The organism is Chroococcidiopsis sp. CCALA 051 (genome assembly GCF_003015105.1).
Classification (GTDB): Bacteria; Cyanobacteriota; Cyanobacteriia; order Cyanobacteriales; family Chroococcidiopsidaceae; genus Chroococcidiopsis; species Chroococcidiopsis thermalis.
Map to the genome: position 1 here is coordinate 1 of NZ_PYCI01000034.1, position 22892 is coordinate 22892.

General features: G+C 44.1%; 26 protein-coding genes. 9 read left to right on the forward strand and 17 right to left on the reverse strand.

The window, feature by feature from the left end:
- Window positions 1–100: 100 nt before the first annotated feature.
- From C7Y66_RS10535 to C7Y66_RS10565, 7 genes are all read right to left on the reverse strand, one after another.
- Window positions 101–697 (reverse strand): glyoxalase-like domain protein, encoded by a 597-nt coding sequence (locus tag C7Y66_RS10535; RefSeq protein ID WP_106545538.1) that lies wholly within the window; start codon window positions 695–697, stop codon window positions 101–103.
- Between the two features lie 128 nt (window positions 698–825).
- Window positions 826–1458, reverse strand: coding sequence for a hypothetical protein (locus C7Y66_RS10540; protein WP_106545539.1), 633 nt, complete (start codon window positions 1456–1458; stop codon window positions 826–828).
- A gap of 302 nt (window positions 1459–1760) precedes the next feature.
- Entirely contained in the window at window positions 1761–2648 is an 888-nt protein-coding gene (locus C7Y66_RS10545; protein ID WP_106167894.1) for a DUF2267 domain-containing protein, read from the reverse strand.
- A gap of 386 nt (window positions 2649–3034) precedes the next feature.
- Window positions 3035–3322, reverse strand: coding sequence for an element excision factor XisI family protein (locus tag C7Y66_RS10550; protein WP_233222618.1), 288 nt, complete (start codon window positions 3320–3322; stop codon window positions 3035–3037).
- A complete protein-coding gene (locus tag C7Y66_RS10555) occupies window positions 3303–3971 on the reverse strand; it encodes a DUF998 domain-containing protein (RefSeq protein ID WP_106545541.1) in 669 nt (222 codons plus the stop codon). Before C7Y66_RS10555 ends, C7Y66_RS10550 begins: the two co-directional genes overlap by 20 nt.
- Before the next feature lie 285 nt (window positions 3972–4256).
- Window positions 4257–7928: a DUF2157 domain-containing protein gene (locus C7Y66_RS10560; RefSeq protein ID WP_106545542.1), complete on the reverse strand. Its 3672-nt coding sequence runs from the start codon at window positions 7926–7928 to the stop codon at window positions 4257–4259.
- Window positions 7929–8069: 141 nt separating this feature from the next.
- Window positions 8070–8654, reverse strand: coding sequence for a DUF99 family protein (locus tag C7Y66_RS10565; RefSeq protein WP_106545543.1), 585 nt, complete (start codon window positions 8652–8654; stop codon window positions 8070–8072).
- A 401-nt stretch (window positions 8655–9055) separates the two neighbouring features.
- Between C7Y66_RS10565 and C7Y66_RS10570 the strand changes: the two genes are divergently transcribed.
- Window positions 9056–10207, forward strand: coding sequence for a tyrosine-type recombinase/integrase (locus C7Y66_RS10570; protein ID WP_106545544.1), 1152 nt, complete (start codon window positions 9056–9058; stop codon window positions 10205–10207).
- Between the two features lie 110 nt (window positions 10208–10317).
- Here C7Y66_RS10570 and C7Y66_RS10575 read toward each other — a convergent pair whose 3' ends face one another.
- The 4 genes from C7Y66_RS10575 to C7Y66_RS10590 all read right to left on the reverse strand — a co-directional run bounded on the left by C7Y66_RS10575 (window position 10318) and on the right by C7Y66_RS10590 (window position 12693).
- The gene (locus C7Y66_RS10575; protein WP_106545545.1) at window positions 10318–11304 is read right to left on the reverse strand and encodes a tyrosine-type recombinase/integrase; all 987 of its coding nucleotides are present in this window, start codon (window positions 11302–11304) and stop codon (window positions 10318–10320) included.
- A gap of 93 nt (window positions 11305–11397) precedes the next feature.
- Window positions 11398–11955 (reverse strand): Uma2 family endonuclease, encoded by a 558-nt coding sequence (locus C7Y66_RS10580; RefSeq protein WP_106545546.1) that lies wholly within the window; start codon window positions 11953–11955, stop codon window positions 11398–11400.
- Between the two features lie 137 nt (window positions 11956–12092).
- Window positions 12093–12494: a PIN domain nuclease gene (locus tag C7Y66_RS10585; protein ID WP_106545547.1), complete on the reverse strand. Its 402-nt coding sequence runs from the start codon at window positions 12492–12494 to the stop codon at window positions 12093–12095.
- Window positions 12481–12693, reverse strand: a complete 213-nt coding sequence (locus tag C7Y66_RS10590) for a type II toxin-antitoxin system VapB family antitoxin (RefSeq protein ID WP_106545548.1) — start codon at window positions 12691–12693, stop codon at window positions 12481–12483. Before C7Y66_RS10590 ends, C7Y66_RS10585 begins: the two co-directional genes overlap by 14 nt.
- Window positions 12694–12777: 84 nt before the next feature.
- Here C7Y66_RS10590 and C7Y66_RS10595 point away from each other — a divergent pair, with 84 nt between their 5' ends.
- Window positions 12778–13683: an alpha/beta fold hydrolase gene (locus tag C7Y66_RS10595; RefSeq protein WP_106545570.1), complete on the forward strand. Its 906-nt coding sequence runs from the start codon at window positions 12778–12780 to the stop codon at window positions 13681–13683.
- Here the strand turns inward: C7Y66_RS10595 and C7Y66_RS10600 are convergent.
- Window positions 13661–13855, reverse strand: a complete 195-nt coding sequence (locus C7Y66_RS10600) for a heavy-metal-associated domain-containing protein (protein WP_015155383.1) — start codon at window positions 13853–13855, stop codon at window positions 13661–13663. The two genes, C7Y66_RS10595 and C7Y66_RS10600, sit on opposite strands and share 23 nt — an antisense overlap.
- Before the next feature lie 116 nt (window positions 13856–13971).
- Window positions 13972–14127 (reverse strand): hypothetical protein, encoded by a 156-nt coding sequence (locus C7Y66_RS31010; RefSeq protein WP_158265899.1) that lies wholly within the window; start codon window positions 14125–14127, stop codon window positions 13972–13974.
- 152 nt (window positions 14128–14279) lie between these two features.
- Between C7Y66_RS31010 and C7Y66_RS10605 the strand changes: the two genes are divergently transcribed.
- The 3 genes from C7Y66_RS10605 (at window position 14280) to C7Y66_RS10615 (ending at window position 15684) form a co-directional block, all read left to right on the forward strand.
- Entirely contained in the window at window positions 14280–14540 is a 261-nt protein-coding gene (locus C7Y66_RS10605; RefSeq protein ID WP_015155382.1) for a hypothetical protein, read from the forward strand.
- Entirely contained in the window at window positions 14537–14962 is a 426-nt protein-coding gene (locus tag C7Y66_RS10610) for a type II toxin-antitoxin system VapC family toxin (protein WP_106545549.1), read from the forward strand. Before C7Y66_RS10605 ends, C7Y66_RS10610 begins: the two co-directional genes overlap by 4 nt.
- Window positions 14963–15075: 113 nt before the next feature.
- A complete protein-coding gene (locus C7Y66_RS10615; protein ID WP_106545571.1) occupies window positions 15076–15684 on the forward strand; it encodes a 2OG-Fe(II) oxygenase in 609 nt (202 codons plus the stop codon).
- 53 nt (window positions 15685–15737) lie between these two features.
- On the opposite strand, the gene C7Y66_RS32880 is transcribed toward C7Y66_RS10615, so the two are convergent.
- From C7Y66_RS32880 to C7Y66_RS32405, 4 genes are all read right to left on the reverse strand, one after another.
- A complete protein-coding gene (locus tag C7Y66_RS32880) occupies window positions 15738–15872 on the reverse strand; it encodes a hypothetical protein (RefSeq protein WP_255409960.1) in 135 nt (44 codons plus the stop codon).
- A 243-nt stretch (window positions 15873–16115) separates the two neighbouring features.
- A complete protein-coding gene (locus tag C7Y66_RS10620; protein ID WP_199197358.1) occupies window positions 16116–17069 on the reverse strand; it encodes a cobalt-precorrin-6A reductase in 954 nt (317 codons plus the stop codon).
- Window positions 17066–17257 (reverse strand): hypothetical protein, encoded by a 192-nt coding sequence (locus C7Y66_RS10625; protein WP_106545550.1) that lies wholly within the window; start codon window positions 17255–17257, stop codon window positions 17066–17068. The genes C7Y66_RS10620 and C7Y66_RS10625 overlap by 4 nt, the downstream gene beginning before the upstream one ends.
- Window positions 17258–17279: 22 nt before the next feature.
- Window positions 17280–17420, reverse strand: coding sequence for a hypothetical protein (locus tag C7Y66_RS32405; RefSeq protein WP_233222622.1), 141 nt, complete (start codon window positions 17418–17420; stop codon window positions 17280–17282).
- 214 nt (window positions 17421–17634) lie between these two features.
- Here C7Y66_RS32405 and C7Y66_RS10630 point away from each other — a divergent pair, with 214 nt between their 5' ends.
- From C7Y66_RS10630 to C7Y66_RS33255, 4 genes are all read left to right on the forward strand, one after another.
- Window positions 17635–20187 (forward strand): mannose-1-phosphate guanyltransferase, encoded by a 2553-nt coding sequence (locus C7Y66_RS10630; protein WP_106545551.1) that lies wholly within the window; start codon window positions 17635–17637, stop codon window positions 20185–20187.
- Window positions 20188–20289: 102 nt separating this feature from the next.
- Window positions 20290–20772, forward strand: coding sequence for a single-stranded DNA-binding protein (locus C7Y66_RS10635; RefSeq protein ID WP_015155375.1), 483 nt, complete (start codon window positions 20290–20292; stop codon window positions 20770–20772).
- A 13-nt stretch (window positions 20773–20785) separates the two neighbouring features.
- Window positions 20786–20947: a hypothetical protein gene (locus tag C7Y66_RS31020; RefSeq protein WP_158265901.1), complete on the forward strand. Its 162-nt coding sequence runs from the start codon at window positions 20786–20788 to the stop codon at window positions 20945–20947.
- Between the two features lie 36 nt (window positions 20948–20983).
- A complete protein-coding gene (locus tag C7Y66_RS33255) occupies window positions 20984–22873 on the forward strand; it encodes an ABC transporter ATP-binding protein (protein ID WP_106545552.1) in 1890 nt (629 codons plus the stop codon).
- Window positions 22874–22892 lie beyond the last annotated feature (19 nt).

A 22892-nucleotide genomic window follows, 5' to 3' on the forward strand; every position in this document is an offset into this window, starting at 1 on the left:
GGGTGTGGGAAGTGTGGGAAGTGTGGGAGGATACAAGAGAGAATTTTGTCCCCGCTCTCCCTTGTCTCCCTTGTCTCCCTTGTCCCCTCACTCCTCACTCCTAATTAGACACTTCTGCCATCTCAATAATCTGTCCGTCCAGATCTTTGACCAAAAAGTTTAATGGTTTCTGGCTGAGAATTTTGTGCTTTAAATTCATCATTTCCACCCGCATCAAGACTTGTTCCAAACATTCGCGATCGAAACAGACATGGCGCTGCTGGTTTTTCTTCCCTAAACTAGCTCCAGTAATGATGTGGAGTTGGGTGTTTTTCTTGAGTTGATACCACAATCCATCGGGACCGTTAAATCCTTTGGTGCTGGTAAAACTCGGACTAGGAGAGATGTAGTAAGGATCGATCGTTCCAGCTGCGCCCAAGGTTTGCTCGTAGTTGTAGTAGTAGTGTAAAGGAACTTCGGCAGCGGGGAGATTGAGCATTCCTTCGTAAAGCTGACGGGCAATCTCTAAGTCAGATACCATAACGGTATAGACCTTCGGGGCGCTGGTGAGAAACATCCACATAGCAACCGCATAGGCTGCTAGTAGCATCACCATAATCCCCTGTGTAGAGAAGAGGCTATCCAGGGGTAGGGAGGGCAAAAAAGCACCTAAAGTAGGCGGAAGCAGAAACGATGTCGAACTCACTGCTGTAACCATGAATGGGTGATGGGGAATAAATAACTTGAGTTTTCGTGTGCTAGCACAAAATTAACCCAATGATACTAGTCTATCAAGAGGAGAATTATTCGTTTGTAAATTGTGATTGAGTCAGTAGTGAGTCGGATCTAATTCAGAAATACGTCTCCAGTCGGTTGAATTTGCAGAGATTGCTTATCTATCCCGAGGTCGGTGGTTGCATCTAGCATTAATTCTAGTACTCCTGGAGTTGGCGATCGCCCAGTTGCGTTCAGCAATCCGCCATCTTCGCGCTTGAATGTCACCGTTGTAGGTGTAACTAAGTTTTTGAGCGTGACATCCGATTTTCCTGGGAGCGATCGCGGTGCTGTATTGCCAATTGCTTGATAAGTGATTTTTGCTCCTGTCTGATTGATCAGCTTAATACTAACTTTGCCTTGATTCAATAGCACTGTCGTACTGGGAGGCTGCTGCTGTTCGGGTAGGGGTGGTTGAATGGGGGAAGGCGAAACTTGTGGAGTAGGGGACACTTGCGTATTAGGAGGCTGCTGCTGTTCGGGTAGGGGTGGTTGAACGGGAGCAGGCGAAACTTGGGGAATTTCTGGAGTTTGTGAAATATAGCTATTGTGTGGTGCTACTGTAACGATATGAGATAGAGAGGTAAGTACTGACTTTTGCTCTGCTTGGGGTATAGCAACGGCAGGTAAATCGATTGTCAAACTGCTACAAATAACACCTAGTATTGCGATCGAGCCGCGCAGCCTAATACTACAATTCTTCATTTTTTCTCCAGTTATATATATATTTACGTGAATTTAGATTTGACTGTTTTTCCAGCCAAGGCTGCATCTGAACTGATGAGTTATATAAATAAACCAAATTTCTCTAGCAATAGTTTATTTAAAACTTTGCTTTTCGAGAAGCATTTGGGTAGTTCGACATTGAATTATAGCAACAAATAATACATACCACCTGCTATTTCTCAAGAGGGGTTGGATCGTCTAGTAACAAATGACCAACAACCAATGACAAAACAGGGTAGGAGACAACTCCTACCCTGACTCAAAATTAACTTCAAATGTTCCTAAGCTGTTTCCCACATTTGCCGAACTCTTGGAGGTAAGCAGTTAGCAATTTCTTTAACTCTTTCTTCCGATAGTTCGTCCTTGGTAGCAGAAAATACAGCCTTAACTACTTGTTCGGTATCTAAATCGAAAGCAGTTTTTGCTGTTGGTGCTTCACCTTTAACTCGTGCCAAGAAGCGATTGTCATTAACGTTAGTAATGTCAGAACTATCTGAGTGGTAGAAAGGCGGACGAATTCTACTCAAAAAGCGAACGATGGGATTGGTATCATTCCACAAGTCAGCTATTTCCATTTGCAACGCTTTGTCTTCTGTCGGCAGAACTTCCTTATCTTCTAATTCTTCTGCCACTCGATCTGATGCTTCCGTTGTCATTAAATCGCGCATGACGCGATAGACGACTTCTGTGACATCTCTAGCATCAAACAGATCCTCAAGTCCGCTTTTAAGCATGACTTTCTCTAAGAAAGGCATGTCTTTAGTCGCAATGGGAACTGAGGGACCTTCTTTTAATTCTTCTGGAGGTTTTGCCTCCATCTTCTCCAACATTCTGCGACCTTTTTCTGTCAATTCTGCCTGTTTGAAAGTAATCAAATGTGGCAAAGGACCATCAGATGAACCAAAAGTATTGGCAACTCTAAAATCAACTTCTTTAGGATTTACAGCATCGGGGACATCTTCCTGGTTACCGTACGCATTACCACTAAATTCAGCCTTAATATACTGCTTTTGATTCAGATAATCCAAGTGTCCTAATAGTTCGGCTTTTGTTGGTTCGCGACCGATAAAGTCATCAGCAGTAAATTTTACTGGATGCAATTCTTGCCCAGTTTCATTGATTTTTTTCAAAATAATGTAGGCAACATCTTCTCTTAATGGAATGGTCATGAAATTACCCCTTAGCTTTTTATGCAGATTTTGACTGTAGCTAAAGAGAACCAACAAATTGTTTTTCAGTCCCTCTAGTGCTTGACTCAATTCAAGTCTTAGTGTAAACGAACTGAAGGAGGATCGAATTTAGTTCGGATCTACAGCCATTGCCATTTAAGGTATTAAGAATAAATACTTGCTTACATCTGTCACAGGAAACATATTCGGAAATTTTGAGGCGTAAGCTTGAAGAAACAGTTTGGTTGTTATTGTCTATTTCCCCAAAGATATATTTTTTCAGAAAAGCCTTGAGTGGCTAAAATTTGCGGAACAGACTATTCTCGAATCCAATTCAGAGCATTACGTTCAGTGACTTGTGATGTTGCGATCGCCACTTTCGAGCGTTATGCCACAGCAAAACCTGTATGCTGCCCTAATTTTGGATGTCGAAAACCAAGCACTATATTCTCTCTAGGAATACCTGCTTCCATCAGATCGGTGACTACACTTTCTTCTGTATCATCATATTGCACCCAGACTTTATCACCGATCGCACTCAGATGTATAGGTGTCGCATGGAGATATTTATCGCCATTCCAGCCTAGATCTAGAACCAGATACTGCCCTATACGGTCGGCGTGCAAAGGGATTGTTAGATGGGAGGTTCGGTCATCAAGAACCAACCGATCCAAAATTGCTTCTCCCGCCGGAGTCATCTGGGGCTACAGTATCTTGGATGCGTAAGAGCATGATGGTCAGCACCACGACCCATAGCATGTAGCCAAAGATGTTAATACGCTCCCAAACTCCCATCCACGGCGTAGGCAAGTTTGCCGCAAGCCGGGAACCGTCCAAACCTGCCAAAATGCCAAACACGAGAAGTATCAGGATTGTCGCGATGGAGTAGAGGCGAAACCGCTTTCCGAATGCCGTAGCCGCGAACCCTATGGCGAGCAGCATGAAGAGAACGCCCACACCCGTGAGAATTGCGTGCATGGTATCGGTAAGCGTTCCCTCGACCCCACGTAGGTGCATCGGGAAAAATAGCGTTACTACCAAGCCGAGAACCTCCTTTCCGACCAGTCCGACCGCCGCGAAGCGCAGAGCGCGCTTTCGACCAGCCGATCGCCAGATGCCCACTCCGAATGCGTACACGAGTAGGGAATACGTGATGAAAAGCGGAACGACGAGTGGTGTCGTCGGAGCGTCGATAGCGATTAGTTCGCTGACGGTTTGAGAGGTGGAGCTATAGCCCTCCCACCGTATAGCTGCGAGTACGACGGTGGCAACATAGAGTAGTGAAGACAAGATACCGCAGACGAGCAAGACCTTTCGTACCATTGTTCACCTCCGAGCCGACTTTGGCTTTGAGTTTTTTGCTTGCGCGCATACTACGCTACATAAGTGCGGCACCATCGGTTGCTATGATTCTTCTTGGTGTCGCGACATTGCTATGTCCGTCTAAGCTGTTTATTATACGGAAAGTTTCCATATATCTAATCTTATATAGGCTATTTCTACGGACTTTTTCCGTATAACACCCTACGTTTGACTGTTATACGAAAACTTTTTGTATAACTCCTTGTGTGGGGTGATTAGCTAGAAACTTTCCGTAAGATTACAGCTTTATTCCCAGCTTTCTAATTCTCGAATCCAGGTTTGCATCAAGGCGATCGCTTGAGTCCGACGAGCCTCAAATGTGGCAGCAATCCAAATAAATAGCAATCCGACTACAATTCCAATTGCCCATAGTAGTAAAGAATAATTATCGATAAATAGCCAAAGCTGACGCAAGACTTTTGTAATAAAAGTTAGCGTACCGACATATAAATAAGCGCGGGTGCGAACTACGATTCCTGCTAAAATTAAACCTATACCCAGAAAGATAGTTAAAATTCCTTGCCACAAGCTGTTATCTGATTGGTACAAAGCTGTCAGACAAAATAATCCTACAGCTAAAGTGCGGAGAATGTGACGCTTTTCCTTTTCGGTAGGCGATCGCAATGTTGGATCGACTTGGGCAACATACAGCAACGAACTACTCAATACGGAAACATACCACAAAGGATCGGTGAACTGCCAATTTTGAATCAGTCGAATAATTGCCCAATCAGCTAAAACAATACTTATATAACTGAGACGAATCTTATTTTCTACTCTTGCTAACCAAGCGTAAAAAGCAGCGACGATAAATAAGCCTTGAATTGAAATTTCACTAAATGTAAGCAAGACAATTACCCCTGGTAAAACAGTAGCAGAACGCTGCCACGGTTGTTTCGACCATCCCCAAGTTTGCCAAGGTAAGGAGTATAAAAGGTAGGCGTAGACACAAGCGATCGCGGCTGACCAACTTAGCAGTGCAGATAGGGGTAAAATTCGATTTAAAAGGTGGGCGATCGCAATTGTGAATTGTATGACTCCCAAATAAACCCAAAAATTGTGATTCCGTCCTTGCCAAGCTGCATAAGCTGCTAATACTACTGTGACTAATAGCCAAAGATTGCTGCCAAAATTACTTAAATTTACTCCTAATGCTAGTAGGGAAAAAAAACTGCCAACTCCCCAGTGAATATGGGTAATTCCAAGTAATTCTTGAGGAGCAAGCCTCCAATAGAATAGTAACCAGCGCGAACAGAAACAATATATAATTGCGATCGCACAGGCTAGGGCTGATAGTAAGACTATGCCATCCCCTGCTTGCCCTCCTTTGGATTGGATCAATTGATAAATTAAAAGTTCGTATGCCGCAAAGGAAATACCAAATACAGATATAAATGTAATTGGTTTGAGCAGAGGTAAACGCCTTCCAACACCAATTCCCACTAATGCGCCTGCTAACGTGTAAAGTCCTGTGTAGGCAGTAAATGTATAGTGGGCGAAGATTAATCCTATAACTGCATATATAAGCGAGATAACGTGCCAACTAGAAAGGTAAGGTAAGGCAGAACGACGTACCCACCAATCACCACCTAATTGCGTTGCTAGTCCTAATCCTAAATTAGCGATCGCAATATTTATAAAAGACGGTACACTCCACCATACGATACTAGCTACTACTAATTCTGTACCCCAAGCAATCCCATAAAAACCTAAATTTGTCGGCTGTTCCCAGTTACGATAAGTAATTGCTCCTGTGGTTATAACTGCTGCAAAAATTATGTATAAATCTTGTATGGGGTAAACTTCTAGCCTACCTAAAGTTAGCAAAGTTAAATTAATTATACTCAGCGCGATCGCCCAACCGTCTAATACTGGGGTATAAATTCCCGTGGGGATAAATCGCCGTAACATCCACAACCCCCATAAAGCAACGCCAATCCATGTTGGTAACCAATTGAGGGGAACCCCCCAAATTTGCCACAGGCAAGTTCCCGCAAAACTCAAGCCAAATCCAATAGTTATTGCTGCGGCAAGTTGCGATCGCAATTTTTGCGTGTTGAATAACATTAAACTGGTGGCGACTGCCGTACTTATCAATAAAGGAGTTACTCTAGCTTCAGTTAAAATTTGGGCTAGAAGTAAGGCAACAACACTCAGCCAATTTGCTAATCTTGCTTGAGGAATGGTACGACTACCGAGAAATGTGAGACAGGCGGGAGTAACTAGCCAAATTAATCCCCAATATAAATTCGATGCTATGAGTAAGGGATAACTCAATCCGGCTAAGACTAAACCGATATACCACGCACTACGCTGCCAGATTGGATGCGTAAGGGCGCACGGCTGTGCGCCCCTACATGCAAACCCCCATTCTGCTATCATCCCAATTAATAAAATAACTGCCCAGAATTGAGAATTGAGATTGGGAAAACTCCAGCCTATCCATGCATATAAAGTTAATATTCCAGTGACGTGCGTGAGATAAATTAACCATGCAACCGGAGTAGGGCGCTGACGCAGAACAATTATTAAGGTAAGAGTAGAAGCTAATAAGTAGAGCGATCGCATCAAGGGATGGAATAAACTAACTAAGGCAAGGATAATTCCTAAAATCAATGCCATGCCTTCGGTGTAGTTAGCTAAATTTGGTTGAGAGGCACGCCGCAACCGCGAGGCAACAATTAAGGTGACAATAATATAAGGAAAAAGCGCCAGTCCGATGAGTTCTCCTGGGAGTAAATTTCCCCCAGCGATTTGAGTAGCAAAGGCGATAATTTGTTGCCTCCCTGCAATGGGAATCAGCCGCCATAGCAAACAGTAAGCCTGCAATCCAACAAAAAATAGGGCGAGTAAATCCCATACTTGCCAAAGTCTTTGCAGATGATTTGCTAATAACCAGATACCTAAAATACTAACTGCGATCGCTTGCCAAGGCGGTTCGACATTGACAGCGACTATCCAACCCAATACTAATAACCCGATACCCGTGCGAGTCAATAGAGGTTGTACCTGACGGCGAGTTAACCAACAAAGTACCCAGCCGCAAATCCCTAACGCCAGTCCAATTGCATCTATGGGTACGCTTGCACGTAGAATTCCCCTAGCAAAAAGCAGTAAGGTGGCAATCGCCAGAACAACGCCACTCATCCCTAAATCGATTAAACTTGCCTGACGTTTTTCTCCCCGATGCCATAATACTCCTGCTGTCCCTACCGTACCGCTATAGATGGCGATGAGGGGAAAACTAGGTATTATCCAACCTAATTGCAGCCAACTCAGTGCAACAGTATTCACTCTAATCGGTAGTGCTGCTTGCAGTAACGTCCAGGCGATCGCAGATAAACTTAAAATTGCGATCGCTCCTACTATTAATCCCAATCCATCCCACCACAACTGAAACCCATCGATTGCCCAGAAGTTAACTGGAATTAGGGATAGGGTGGTGACTTGTAAAATCCTACTTGTCAAACTTAGATTCGGTCGTTGTCGCGTCCACCAGTAAGCGAACCAAAATGCTAAGGTGTAGCCGAATAAAATGGCATATTGTCCGACTGCGGAAAAGTTCTGCCACTGACTCGCAGCTAGTACCCCAGAGGATACGACTACCATAAACACGCCTAGAAATAGCAGCCACACGACGCTAATTTCTTCCATCAGGGAAGATAAAATTCGGCTGAGTATGGGTGCGGGACGAGTTCTCGCTGGAAGTGTTTCTGTTGCTGGTGTGGTAATAAAGTCTGCTTGAGGAGTTACTTCAGGTACGGGTAAGGCACAAACTAGGTAAGTGCGACAAATTTGGATAACTTGAGTTTCAGAAAGCAACCCCAGGCGCAACCACAGATCTAATCCTTCTAACAACTGGGGTTGTGTAGCTGGTATTGTTAGTTTTATCTCGATTCGCTCTGGTTGTGAGGTCATGGCTAGCTATCTCAGCGCATACCTCATCATGCCGATTGTAGGGAAATTTAACTCTCGGTAAATGTGCTAGTTTTTAAGTTGGCGATCGAATGATCGTGTCGCGCAAAGACGCATACGCGCAGCGTTCTCGTAGAGTAGGCGCTAAGCTGAACTCCCGCTTTCTCCTTTTACGACTGCCGCACCAATTAAATGTGCTAATCTTAGGGCTTCTGGTACGTGACCGCGATCGCTTAATCTGTGTAATACAGCTGAGATCACATCTGGATCTTCTCCGCAGACTTGAAAGAAAAATGGCGGATATGCGTGAACTTTTCCCGCACGGCGCATCAGTTCTAAACGGCGATGGGGTTGGGGTAAGCGTTGTAGTGCTGTTTCTATCTTTGTCATGTTTGGTTGTCGGCGCATGACGGTAACGCAGGGGATTTGCAATTTGTCTGCAAGTTTGGGTAAGTCGATGATGTTAAAGCCACCAAAGCCGATTCCATCCAATAGCAATATGTGGAGTTGAGGCAGAAATTTTTTGCCTAAAAGTAACTGACAGATTGTATCTGTAGCGTTCCAGCCGTCTTGTCGCACTTTTCCCCATACCATCCCTTCAAATCGCGTCTCTGCACAAATAACACCGACGATTGAGACACTGCTACTGCGTCGGCGCACGAATGGCGCATCGTCAAAACCGATAACGCGAATGGTGCGATCGCGTGCTAGTAATGTTTCTAGTTTCACTGGGTTTGCAGTACTTTGTTTCTAGAATTATTGAAACGCAGTTATGCAAATGAATATAGATGTGCGAAGCAATATATTTTCAGTATTGGATTACATCAAAAAAATACCCAAATTTAGGATGCTATACCTAAATATTTCGATAAATCATTTAGATACCCAGAACAAGTTAATTATACCCAAATCTGGGTGAGAAACTCTTTAAACGCGATCGAGCGAAGATTCAGTCAATTGAATACCTAAAGTATGCTGTTTATACCCAAAAGTCAAAGAAAATCAATTTTCTACATTAGATTATCTCGTTTTGATACCCAAATAGTGTAGTCTATACCTGATAATTCTCTAATACTTGTTGTCTCTGTACTCTCGCTTGTATACCTAAAACACGAAATAAATACCCAATAATGAAGGCAAGTAAAGGTTCGGTTGTTGTAGAAAGTTTTAAGGATAGGCTAAGACTACGTTGGCGAGTTTCGGGAAAGCGGTATTGTTTATCTCTAGGATTGCCAGATACTCAAGAGAGTCGAATGTTGGCAGAGTTGAAGGCGCGTCAGATTGAGTTGGATGCGATTGCTGGTAATTTTGACACCACTCTGACTAAATACAAACCCCAAAGCTTAGCTGAAAAACCAGTTAGTGACGCGCAACTTCTTACTTGTGCCGAATTATTCCAACAGTTTATGGAGTATAAGTCTCAGTCTTTACATCCCAGAAGTTTAGATCGGTACAAGACAACTCTGAAATACCTGCACCAGTTTTACTATCGAGAGGATGAGACGCGGAAATTACTAGCCGCACAAAACGCGATCGCAATTCTACATACTCATGCAGAACAATTCAATGCTTGGCTCAAAAGTAAAAATGCCGAACGCGCCAGGAAAGAAAGGCTGATTTTACTCAGTGCTTGTTGGAGTTGGGGAATAACGAAAGGTTTTGTGGAAGCGAACCCCTGGAAAGATTTACAAAAGCAGGTGGAGTCAGCACCCAAACAACCACTCAAACCATTTACACAAGAGGAAGTTAAGGCAATTCTCGCTGCTTTCAAAACTCACCCTCAATACAAACACTATGCCGATTTTGTCGAATTTTTATTTTTAACTGGGGTACGAACCACTGAGGCGATCGCTTTACGTTGGATGCATATTAGCTCTAATATGTCAAGTATTTGGATTGGAGAATCTATCAGTCGGGGTGTCCCTCAAACAAGTAAAGCTCGCTCTATTCCCTTAAATGACAGAATTAGATTATTGCTTCAAACTAGAAAGCCTGAAAATCATTTACTAGAAGATCTTATCTTCCCTAGTCCTGAAGGATTACCGATTGACGATCGCAATTTTCGCAACCGTGCTTGGGTGAAAATGTTGGAGTTGGCTGGTGTGGAGTATCGCAAACCTTCCAATACAAGACACTCGTTTATTTGTATGTGTTTGAGTGCGGGTGTAAATCCTGCTGTGGTGGCTCAAATTACTGGTTGCGATCTGCAATCTCTCGATCGCGATTATGCTGAGTATATTCCTTCTTTGCCTACGCTGCCAGATTTGTTTGGTAATGGGTAATGGGTAATTGGTAATTGGTAATGGGTAATTGGTAATTGGTGATTCCATTTCAATTTGGGTTCGGGCGGGTTTTGAATGAATATTTGCTGTTGGAGTTATTAATTTATCTGCTAAACCCGCCCGTACGATTCTCCTTCAATCAATGCTGCTAATAATCCGGTAACTTCGGCTTGGTGATTTTGGCGATTGTCGTCGTAAACCATTAATGTATCTAACCTGGCATGACGAGATAATTTCTGTACCATGCGAACGTTTCCACCTGTTGCATCCAATGCAGCTGTAATTCCAGAGTGTCTGACTCTGTGGGGACTGAGGCGTTTTTTCAATCCTGCTGTTTCTGCCATTGCCTGTACGATCTTATATATAGCAGTACCTGTGAGGCGATGCCCGTAACTGGCGCGATCGAGTGCAATAAATAATGGTTCGTTACGCTTAACCTTACTGCGATCGCACAACCATTCTTGTAATGCTGCTACTGTAGACTCAGATAAACTAATTGTCTCGGCTTGTGTTCCTCGACCTTTTCCATATATAGTTAGCGATCGCCTGTCTGGATCGAAGTCACTTACATTCGCTTTAACTAATTCTCCGCGTCTCAAGGCATTATCCCACAGCAATCGTAATATCGCATAATCGCGTTTGCCTTTAAGCGAGTTGCGATCGACAATATCTAACACCTGACGATACGCTTCTAAACTCACTCCACTCGTATCGCGATAAGCCTTAACTTTCTCTCCAGCAATATCATCCAAACTGTAATCGCACATCCCAATTTGACGTGCGTAGTTAACTAAAGATTTTATTGCGGCTAATCGACGGTTAATTGTTGCTTCCGATAAATTGCGATCGATCAGAACTGCCTTATATTTAAGTACTAAGGCTGTTGCATTAAATCGAGAAAGTTGGAGAAATTCGGCAATCAAATTGCGATCTGGTTCAACTCCTGCCATCGTGACGAAGAAATCTTTTAAATCTTTAGCATAGGCGCGACGAGTATTTTCGCTGCGCTTATTTGCCAATAAATTTCCCAAAATATCTTCTTGGGGTTGAATGTTGAAACTCGATTTAGGGGCTGTCAGCCGACTTAATTGGCTCATGGTTACGATAATGTGCCTTTCCGTAACCTACTATAACTCCCATATATCAATATGTCTAGGATTTTGAGAAGCTCAGCACAGCAAAAGTCTATGTTAATAGCTCACACCTATGAGGCGCTCAACTTGGACGGATACATCAGGAAAGGCTAGAGGGGTAATAGTACCTGTAGTTAGTGTTAGTTCGGTGTTGTACTGCCCATTTTTGAGGTCGCGAAATACTTGCAAACATCGATCTTTGAGGTTAACAACCCAATATTCAGTAATACCTGCTTCTGCGTAGATATCTTTTTTTTCACCTAAATCTTTATTTAAGGTGCTGTTAGAAAATTCGATAATCCAGAAAATATCTTCAGGGTAAGGATGGTGTTCTAGGTAAACTTCACCTAAGGGTTTGACAATGGCAATGTCGGGGGCAGGTTCGGAATTATTTGGCAGAGTTACAGGTTTAGCATCGCGGATTTTTGCCCGTTCGCCGAGTAGCGTACGGAGATAATCGGCGGCTTCTGTGTTGTAGTAGGCGTGGGGTTCTCGTTCTGGGGGCATAATAATGAGGTCACCGCGCCATAATTCTAGGGGCTGGTCATCAAAAATGCCTGCTTCTATTGCTCGGTGATATCGTTCAATTGTCCATTTGTAGGTAGTTACAGCCATGACAACCGTTTAGACAACAGAGTTAGTTCGATCTTAGTCTAGTAGCCAGGTTTCTCAACCCCTGAAAAGATTTGGATTATTACCGAAGCGATTATTAGAAACAACAAAGCTAGTTGTTCGTCATAACTATTTTGTAACTATTTTGACTGAAAGCGGATTTGTTGCAGCGATCGGATGCTGCTAATAATTTCAAAATCGCGATCGTCGTGAATTAGAATTAATGCGTAGTCTAAAGCCAATTGAGCAATACAGCAGTCAATCGGACTACGTACAGTTAATCCTTGTCTGCGTAATTCAAAGTATATGCGTGCAGCCGCTTGCCAAGATTCAGAACTTAATTCCACATAATCTTGGGCTTGCAAGTAGCTGTGTAATAATCTCCACTCGCGATCGTCTCGACATCCTTGTAACAGTTCTAACTGGCTGAAACGAGTTAGAATCACATCGCGATCGCTAATGATTGATTGAAGCTGCTGGCGTACAAGTCCTGTTTTATCTCGAAATACACTTACCCAAACAGATGTATCAATCAGCAGCATGGCGGGGTGTTCTGAGTGCTTTAGGATCGTAATCATCGTAGAACTCAAGTTTTCCAGCCAAATCGAGTAAATTTTTCTTTTTTTGGGAGCGAATTAATTCTTGCAGTGCTAGATGCAACAGTTCCTTTTTAGTACGGACGTTGGTAAGTCGAAAGGCTTCTTCAACTAATGTATCGTCAAGCTCAACGTTGGTTCGCATCGTTATGTGTATAATGTGTTTTTATGGGTGTATTATACACAAAAAATCTTTTCGTAGTATCTTCTACAAAAGAATCAAATGCCTATGTTTGCTCAATTTCTCCCTCAGCTTGTCACGCAACTAACTGAAGTAACATCGATCGCATTAGCTCAGAATATACGGCAACAAGCGATCGCCACTCCATTATCTCCAGAAGCGATCGCAACCACATACGTCAGACAAGGTAGTGGAGAAATCCCCATATTATTAATTCACGGTTTTGATAGTTCCGTGTTAGAGTTTCGTCGATTATTACCACTATTAGCAGCTCATCACGCAACTTGGGCAGTAGATTTATTCGGTTTTGGGTTTACCGACAGAGTTGCAGAAGTCAAAATAACTCCTGACGCGATTAAGACTCATCTATATTATTTCTGGAAAACTCTGATTCAAAAGCCTGTAATTTTAGTCGGTGCGTCGATGGGAGGCGCAGCAGCCATAGATTTCACGCTGACATATCCAGATGCGGTGCAAAAGTTAGTCTTAATTGATAGTGCTGGAGTAGCTGGTGGTTCGGTGATGAGTAAATATATGTTTCCACCACTAGATCGTTTAGCGACTGAGTTTTTAAAAAATCCTAGAATCCGTCATAGTATTAGTCGTGCTGCTTATAAAAATAAGACACTTGCTTCCATTGACGCTCAAGTCTGTGCCGCACTGCATTTAGAATGTTCTCAGTGGAGTCAGGCGTTAATTGCTTTTACCAAGAGTGGTGGATATAGTTCCTTTAAAAACAGACTTAACCAAATCCAACCACCAACACTAATTTTATGGGGAAAAGACGATCGGATCTTGGGTACTACCGATGCTTATAGATTTAAACGCGCGATCGCCCAAAGTCAACTGATTTGGATTCAAGATTGCGGACACGTTCCTCATCTAGAACAGCCACAAATGACAGCGCAACACATTTTAGAATTTGTCGATTCTACTCTACCGTGTGACCAGTAGCCGTAATAGCTTGTTTAATGGACTCTTCAGACTGTGCGCCTTCCACTTTAACAGTCTTAGCCGAGACATCCACATCAACTTGAGCATCTGCATCCACAGATTTAACCGCTTTGGTAATTGTTTCTGCACAGCCATCGCAGACAATACTCGGAACCTTCAGTTGCAGTGACATAACTATAAAACTGAATTCTACTCAAGTTTAGAGTATCAGATTTATGCTTCAAGTTGAATATATAGGTATAACTCTCAATTTCTGGGTATAAACAGGATGTAGGCTAATAAAGCGCGTTAAAGCTGCTGTGTTATCTGCCTAGCAATACCATGTCTGCGAACAGTAAATGGTGTATCAAATGCGGTATAAACCCCTGCTTGAATAATCGGATTGAGAATACCAACTATAGCCTCAGCATCATCAGCTTGGACTTCCCGAATTAACAGTTCCATGTCAGGTTTTCTCCTCACACCTTGATTTACTGGGTATTTTGTATGTTATTTAGGTATATTTTTGATGTAGTCGCAATACTGCAATAACATACAGCATCGTATCCAAGCGCGATCGCTTTCGTTATACTTGTATAACAAATAGGAGTACGAATATGGGACTAATAGCTGTCCGACTAGACGCAGAAACTGAGGCGCGGTTAGCTGAAATTGTGGCGCACGAACAAGCAGATAGAAGCGAGACAATTAGGAGAATCATCAATCAGAAGTGGTTAAGCCTGCAAGCTGGTAAGCAAACACTAGCAGAACGCATGGGAAGAGAACCCCACTTATTTGATGGAGTGCCAGATTTGTCAGAACGGAAAGCGCGTAAACGCTATATTGCCAAACGATTGCTGGAAGAAAATCCCGAATGAGTTACTATCCGATTTTTCTAGTAGATACGGGTATACTTGTCGCTTTCTTTAATCGGAGCGATCGCTATCACGCTCAAGTCTACCCATTCATGATGAACTCTACCAGCATTGTGTTAACTACCATAGCTTGTATCACAGAAGCTCTGCACTTGCTACCTTCAAACCCAGCGATCCAGAACGATTTATTGTTAATGGTGGCACAGGAAATAATCGCGATCGAACACCTGCAACCAAACGATTTCACTCGTATTGTAGAATTAAATCTTCAATATGCGGATCTGAAGCCAGACTTTGCCGATCTTGCCTTGGTAACTATATCAGAAAGATTAGATATTCCGGCGATCGCCACATTAGATGCAGACTTTGATATTTACATACGCTACCGCAAACAACCATTCGATCGCGTATTTTGTCCTAGCTAATTTTGGGTATTAATCCCGCACATTAGGTATAAACAAAAAAGTTAAAAGTCTTGAATTCCGAGTTCCGAATTCCGAATTCCGAATTTTCCCCCTACTCCCTATTTTTAATGCAACTGAAATACTACCACCAACAACAATCCTGCTTCCCCGGCAACTACCTCAACGACTTATGGGGAGAAATTCAAGCGTGTCCCTACTTTACTACCAACAACCTCAACCGTGACTTCGTAGGAACTAAAGGATTTTCTGTAGTATTTCAGCGTGCTGGAATAGCAGAAGTAGAACAAAAATTTCCCTACTTCAAACCATATATCAATCTAGCTCTGCGATCGGATTGTAATGCCTTTTACCTCAATCCCTTACTCCTAACCGCAGGCTCCCGTGTCGATCCGCATATCGATCGCTCCTTACGTTCCTATTGTAAAACCATCGAACCACCCGCTGTTGTCAGCGTCCTCTACGTGCAACTACCACCAGATATGCAAGGGGGAGAATTAGTATTGCGCTGCGATAAACGTCAAGTCGGACAGATTAAACCACAAGCTAATACATTAGTATACTTTCAGGGCAATTTGACCCATTCCGTCAATCCCGTACAAACCCCAGGAAAGCGCCTCAGCTTAGTTTGCGAACAGTATAATTTGAGCGAGTCCGAACTGCGGGAAATTCCAAAGTTTATTGTCGAGTCAAGAGTGAATCAGTCTTCAAAGAGAAAAAAGTAGTTTTGGGTATATTCACCGTCTTTTGGGGATGTAATTGATTTATTCTATTTAGATTAATCTTGAGCTTCTTCAATAGTTTCAATGACTGCTAAACCAATTTTAGAAGCTGCAAGTAATAGCACCACTGAGATGAGATAAGCTATTACTAAAAGCTGAAGCGCACTTTCAAAGAAAATGTATGAATTCATGAAAATCCCTCCTAAATATTAGGATTATATGGCTATACTTTTACCGTATTCCTCTACTAAATTGCATATAAATTTGAAGCGAGTATTTACAACTTGCTGGAAAACAAAAAGATAGGAAACAAAGTTATAGAGCTGAAACTTTGATTTCACATTCGACTACAATTTAACTTAAAAAAGTGACAGAACTGGAACAAAAAAGTAACAAAACTGGGAAAGTTGCGATCGCCCGCTATCAATCCTCAACTATCCAAATAACATGCGGCAAAAATCTAGAGCCACTGATAAATCGCTAGTTTGCTGCAAATATTCAACAGTTGGACGATCGATCGTAATTAAATCGATCCCCAATTCAGCAGCCACAGTTCGCTTCACATCCTCTCCTCCAGGCGCACCAGAAGCTTTAGTCACCACTACAGAAATATTCCATTGTCGCCACAAAGCCGCCTCCAAAGCTGCCGAAATTGGCGGACGCAGGCAAATTAAGCGATCGTTAGTAAACCCAGCCTTCACAGCAGATTCTAATGCGATCGCGCTAGGTAAAATACGAGCAAATAAAGTTGCTTTATCCTGCCAAGCTTGAAACAAATGCAAAGGACGATAACCTACAGTTAGTAACACCCGTCGTCCCTGTAAATAGTTTCCCGACAGCAAAGATTCAAAACTATTTAATGTTATTCTTCTCCCCTGCTCCCCTGCTCCCAGCTCGTCCCTGTTCCCAGCTCCCTTGAAAACAGGACGCTCGTACCGCAAATAGGGAATTCCCAACTTTTGACAAACTGCGATCGCACTTTGGGAAATTTCCACAGCATAGGGATGGGAAGCATCTAATACGCCAATTATCCCTTGCTGTTGTACAAATGCTTCAATCTCCAAACAGGTAAAACGCCCCACCCACACTTGCAGACAAGCCGCATCGGGGTAGAGCGCGCGAGCTGATTCCGTTGTGACAGAAATTATACACGGCAAATTAGCCCGTGCGATCGCCTCAGCCAATTGAGCGCTTTCCTGCGTTCCACCAATGAGCCACAGAGGAGTGAGGAGTGACGAGGAGCCAGTGCGCTCTTGCGGTTCCTCGACTTGAAACATCTGGCGTTGAGGAGTGAGGGAAATTTTAGACTTTAGATTTCGGATTTGAGAGTGAATCTCTCCCTTGTCCCCCTTGTCTTCCTTGTCCCCCTTCTGTCTCCTTTCCATCATCCCTTCAGCGCTCTTCTAAAATTCTGGCGATAAGACTTATTCGCCACGAGCAAAGCAGGCCACAGTAGAGATAATCTTAGCCTGTTAGTAAAAGAGCGAGAAAAGTTAGTTCGGTGAAATCCAGTCCAGAACTTCCAAACACCACCGCCATAAGCTAAGACTAATAACAAAGTAATTAAACTACTCATTCCGAATCTACCTCTACAGTTATCAGTTATCAGTTATCAGTGACCAGTGACCAGCGATCGGTAATTTCTCCTCTGCTTGCCTTGTCTCCCTTGTCTCCCTTGTCTCCCTTGTCCTCACACCCCACACCCTACACTCCACACCTTCTCTCAGTTTAGCTGACACAATTGATACCGCTTCTAGCGCCAATGCAGTTGCTTGAATGCCCGTAGCATGATTAGTTGGAAAGCGTGGTAGGTAGAATCCATCAAGCTTGTTGGTGGGATGTAACCTGTGGGAGTGCCGCAAGTGGGAGAGACATAGGAAACTAGATAAAGACTAGCGTTGCTCGAAGTGTTGGCTTTACACCACTAATGGGTGGAACATCTAAGGAGGAATTATGCGCGCAGTACTGATGGCTGGAGGATCTGGAACGCGGCTTCGACCGCTGACTTGCGATCTTCCTAAACCGATGGTTCCAGTGCTGAATCGACCGATCGCAGAACATATTATTAATCTGCTCAAACGGCATCAGATTACAGAAGTGATTGCCACTCTACACTACTTACCTGACGTAATGCGCGACTACTTTCAAGATGGTAGCGACTTTGGCGTACAGATGACTTATGCCGTTGAGGAAGATCAGCCGCTAGGAACGGCAGGCTGCGTCAAAAATATCGCAGAATTGCTCGATCGCACGTTTTTAGTGATTAGCGGTGACAGCATCACAGATTTTGACCTCACCGCAGCCATAGAATTTCACAAACAGAAAAAATCGAAAGCCACTGTAGTTTTAACCCGCGTTCCCAACCCAATTGAATTTGGTGTAGTAATTACAGATGAATCGCAACGCATCCGCCGCTTTTTAGAGAAACCTTCTTCTAGCGAAATTTTTTCCGACACGGTAAATACTGGTACTTACATTTTGGAACCAGAAGTATTGGAATATCTGCCAGAAAATCAAGAAAGTGACTTTTCTAAAGAATTATTTCCCTTATTACTAGAAAAAGACGAGCCAATGTACGGCTACATCGCTCAAGGCTACTGGTGCGATGTCGGTCACTTAGATGCCTATCGAGAAAGCCAGTACGACGCACTCGATCGCAAAGTCAAACTCGACTATGCCTACGAGGAGCGGTCTTCAGGAATTTGGATAGGACAAAATACTCACATCGATCCGACTGCCAACCTAGAAGCCCCTTGTTTAATCGGTGATAATTGCCGCATTGGAGCCAGAGTTCAAATTTCTGCGGGTACGGTCATTGGCGACAACGTTACCGTTGGCGCTGATGCCAACCTGAAGCGCCCGATTGTCTGGAATGGAGCGCTGATTGGAGATGAGGCGCACTTGAGAGCCTGCGTTATTTCTCGCGGTACGAGAGTAGACCGTCGCGCTCACGTCCTTGAAGGCGCGGTAGTGGGTTCCTTGTCCACCGTGGGAGAAGAAGCCCTGATCAGTTCCAGCGTCAGAGTTTGGCCCAGCAAGCAAATTGAATCGGGCGCGACGTTAAATATTAACTTAATTTGGGGTCACACCGCTCAGCGCAACCTTTTTGGTCAGCGAGGCGTAACGGGATTAGCAAATATTGACATTACACCCGAATTTGCGGTCAAACTGGGAGCCGCCTATGGTTCGACATTAAAACCAGGGGCGCAGGTGACAGTTTCCCGCGACCAGCGCAGCATTTCTCGCATGGTCACGCGATCTCTGATTGCGGGATTGATGTCAGTCGGGATCAACATTCAAAACCTCGATGCTACCGCAATTCCAATGGCGCGAACTGTAATCTCAACGATGGGAGTGTCTGGAGGCATTCACGTTAGAGTGCATCCCGATCGCCCAGATTACATTTTGATTGAATTTATCGACCCCAAAGGCATCAATATTTCTAAAGCTCTAGAAAAGAAAATTGAAGGGGCTTATTTCAAAGAAGACCTGCGGCGCGTACAAATTCACGAAATCGGTAATGTCGTCTATCCGACCCAAATGGTATCTACCTACTGCACTGCCTTTGAAAAGCACCTCAACGTCGAAGCGGTTCACCACAGCAACTCTAAAGTAGTAATCGACTACTCTTATGCGGTGACTGGGGCAGTCCTGCCGCAAATGCTAGCTAAATTTGGCTGCGATGCAGTGGTGTTAAATGCTAGCCTCAAACCAACCGCCGTCAGTGCCGTAGAGAAAGAAGCATTACTGATGCAACTCGGTCACGTCGTCGAAGCACTCAAAGCTAATTTCGGCGTGCAGGTATCGGCGAATGGCGAACAAATGACCTTAGTAGATGAAGCAGGTATCCCAATTCGGGGTGAAATGCTGACGGCTTTGATGGTCAACATGATGCTGACAGCACACCCCAGAGGCACTGTCGTCGTACCCGTTCACGTTTCTAGCGCTGTCGAGCAAATTGCCCGTCGCCACGATGCGAAAATCATTCGTACCAAGGCAAACCCCACCGCCTTAATGGAAGAATGCCGTCGCACGCCAAATGTAGTTTTAGGCGGAAGTGGAGAAACAGGCTTTATTTTCCCGCAATTACATCCAGGGTTCGACGGGATGTTCTGCATTGCCAAGCTAATCGAAATGCTGACTATTCAAGAGCGATCGCTTGCCGCTATTCGCACCGAACTCCCCCGCGTCTACCACAAATCTTATACAGTCCGGTGTCCTTGGACGGTCAAGGGAGCTTTGATGCGACATCTTGTCGAAACCCATCCAGCAGAAAGACTCGAACTGACCGACGGTGTAAAGATTCTCGATCGCCATGAAGATAATTGGATTTTGATCTTGCCAGATGCAGGGGAACCAGTGGTACATTTGTTCGCAAATAGTAACGATCGAGATTGGATAGATGAATCCCTGCGGGAATACCGCCACCGCGTTCAAGAGTTCGTGGAACAAGAACAAGGAGTGGAGCCATCCGTCTCATCTCTTGAAGGACTAGAGGCAAAATAGGGATGAAGTATAAAGGAGAAGTGAGTTGAAAGTAGACGGTTAACCGTCTACTTTCAACCACCAATAACGACTCCCTACACCCTACACAAAGGAGACGAAGACATGAACAGCTGTATTTTGATGGCAGAAATTAAAGAAGAGCCGCAACTACGTCACGTCAATAACGACAACCTGCTGGCGATCGCCGAAATGATGGTTAGTATTCCTGGGCTACGGGCAGAAGACCCCCCAGCGACTCTAAGAGTTGTCGGTTGGGGCAAAATGGCAGACGAAATTCAGCAAAACTACCACAAAGGCGATCGCGTCATCATTGAAGGTCGTTTAGGTATGAATACTGTAGAGCGACAAGAGGGTTTTAAAGAGAAACGCGCTGAATTAACCGCACAACGCATTCACAGGCTGGATGGTGTTAACCTCATGTCTTCTGCCACCGAACGGGAAGAAACAAGTAGCTACACCCCACCAGCACCCCAGCCGCGTGCTTCAGCGCCAGTCGAAAGACAACCCACCCCTGTCGCCGTAGCCGCACCTCAAGAGTCACCCAAAGCGCCTGTAGAAGTCGATGAGGATGATATTCCGTTTTAACTGGTAATGGGTAATGGGTAATGGGGAAGTCAAAAGGCAAAAGTTAAAAGTCAAAACTAGGAGTCAGGAGCCAGAAGAATTCAAACATTCACGAGTTATTTCTCTCGTCTCTCGCCTCTTGCTTAACTCACCAACTACCAATTACCAATTACCAACTACCAAGCGGTGCTGTTAAGATCCAGTTAATTTATCGATCGCCCCGCTAACTCCTATGAGTGATGTCCTCACAGTTCGCGATTTACACGTAGAGTTTGCTACAGATGACAATAGACTCATTAAAGCTGTTAACGGCATTTCGTTTGAACTGAAGCGGGGGCAAACCCTGGGAATTGTAGGGGAATCGGGTTCGGGAAAATCAGTCACGTCCTTGGCGATGATGGGACTGATTCCGACTCCTGGGAAGGTGACGGGGGGACAAATCAAATTTTGGGCAGCAGACGGGCAGGCAGTAGATTTATTGCAACTATCTCCTGCCCAGATGCAGAAATATCGGGGCGATCGCTTGGCAATGGTGTTTCAAGAGCCGATGAGCGCCCTCAACCCAGTCTTTACAATTGGGTTTCAATTAACTGAAGCCATTCGCTTGCATCAAAACGTATCTCAAGCTGAAGCCCGTCGTCAAGCCACGGCACGGTTACAGGAAGTCAAACTTTTACCCAGTGACGAAGAGTTACAACAGAAATATTTCGCCACCGCCAAGCAACCAAATGCATCGTCAAGGGAAATTCAAACCTGGGTCAACCAACAAAAACTCGCCATACTCGATCGCTATCCCCACGAGCTATCAGGAGGGCAATTACAGCGGGTGACAATTGCAATGGCAATTTCCTGCAATCCCGCCATTTTGATTGCTGACGAGCCTACCACAGCCCTAGACGTGACCGTACAAGCGACGATTATGGACTTGTTGCGGGAATTGCGCGATCGCCGTCAGATGTCGATGATGTTTATTACCCACGACTTGGGATTGGTGGCAGAAATTGCCGATGCGATCGCGGTGATGTACAAAGGCAAAATTGTCGAGTACGGTGCGGTAGAGCAGATTTTCTCCCAACCCCAACACCCTTACACGAAAGGCTTATTAGCCTGTCGTCCGGCGCTAGATTCCCGACCGCAAAAACTCCTGACAGTTGCCGACTTCATGACTGTGAGGGAAACCCCTACGGGGGAATTGGAAATTGAGTCAAAACAACCGCATTATCCCGCCTTAATTACTTCAGAAGCCACTCACCAACGGGTAGAGCAATTACAACAACAGCCACCTCTATTAGAAGTCAAAAATCTTCAAGTTGGCTTTCCCATGCGTGGGGGTTTCGGTCGAGCGAAGCGCTATTTCATGGCAGTCAATAACGTTGAGTTTCAAGTGTATCCAGGAGAAACTTTAGGATTAGTCGGTGAATCTGGTTGTGGTAAAACAACTTTGGGGAGAACGATTTTACGGCTGATTCAACCGATGGGTGGGAAAATCTTTTTTGCGGGGAAAGATGTCACCACACTTAAAGGCGAACAGTTACAGCGACTCCGCCGAGAAATGCAAATCGTGTTTCAAAATCCATACAGTTCTCTCGATCCTCGGATGAAGATTGGCGATGCAGTGATGGAACCAATGTGGATTCATGGCACGAGTAAAACAACGAGACAGCGACGAGAAAGAGCCGCAGAATTTTTAGCTAAAGTTGGGATAGAACCTAAATTGATGAACCGCTATCCTCATGAATTTTCTGGCGGACAAAGGCAGCGAATTTGTATTGCTAGAGCGCTAGCTCTTTATCCTGAAGTTAAATTTATTATCTGCGATGAATCTGTTTCCTCATTAGATGTGTCGGTACAAGCACAGGTACTCAATCTTTTAAAAGAATTACAACAAGAATTAAAACTAACTTATATATTTATCTCTCACGATTTGAGTGTGGTAAAATTCATGAGCGATCGCATTTTGGTGATGAATCAAGGACAACTTGTCGAACAGGGAAGTGCAGAAACAATTTATTCCCAACCGCAACAAGAATACACGCGCAGATTAATCGCTTCTATCCCCACAGGTACGCCAGAAAGAATTCACCAACGTCAGCAACATATATCAGTGACCAGTGACCAGTGACCAGTTATCAGTTATCAGT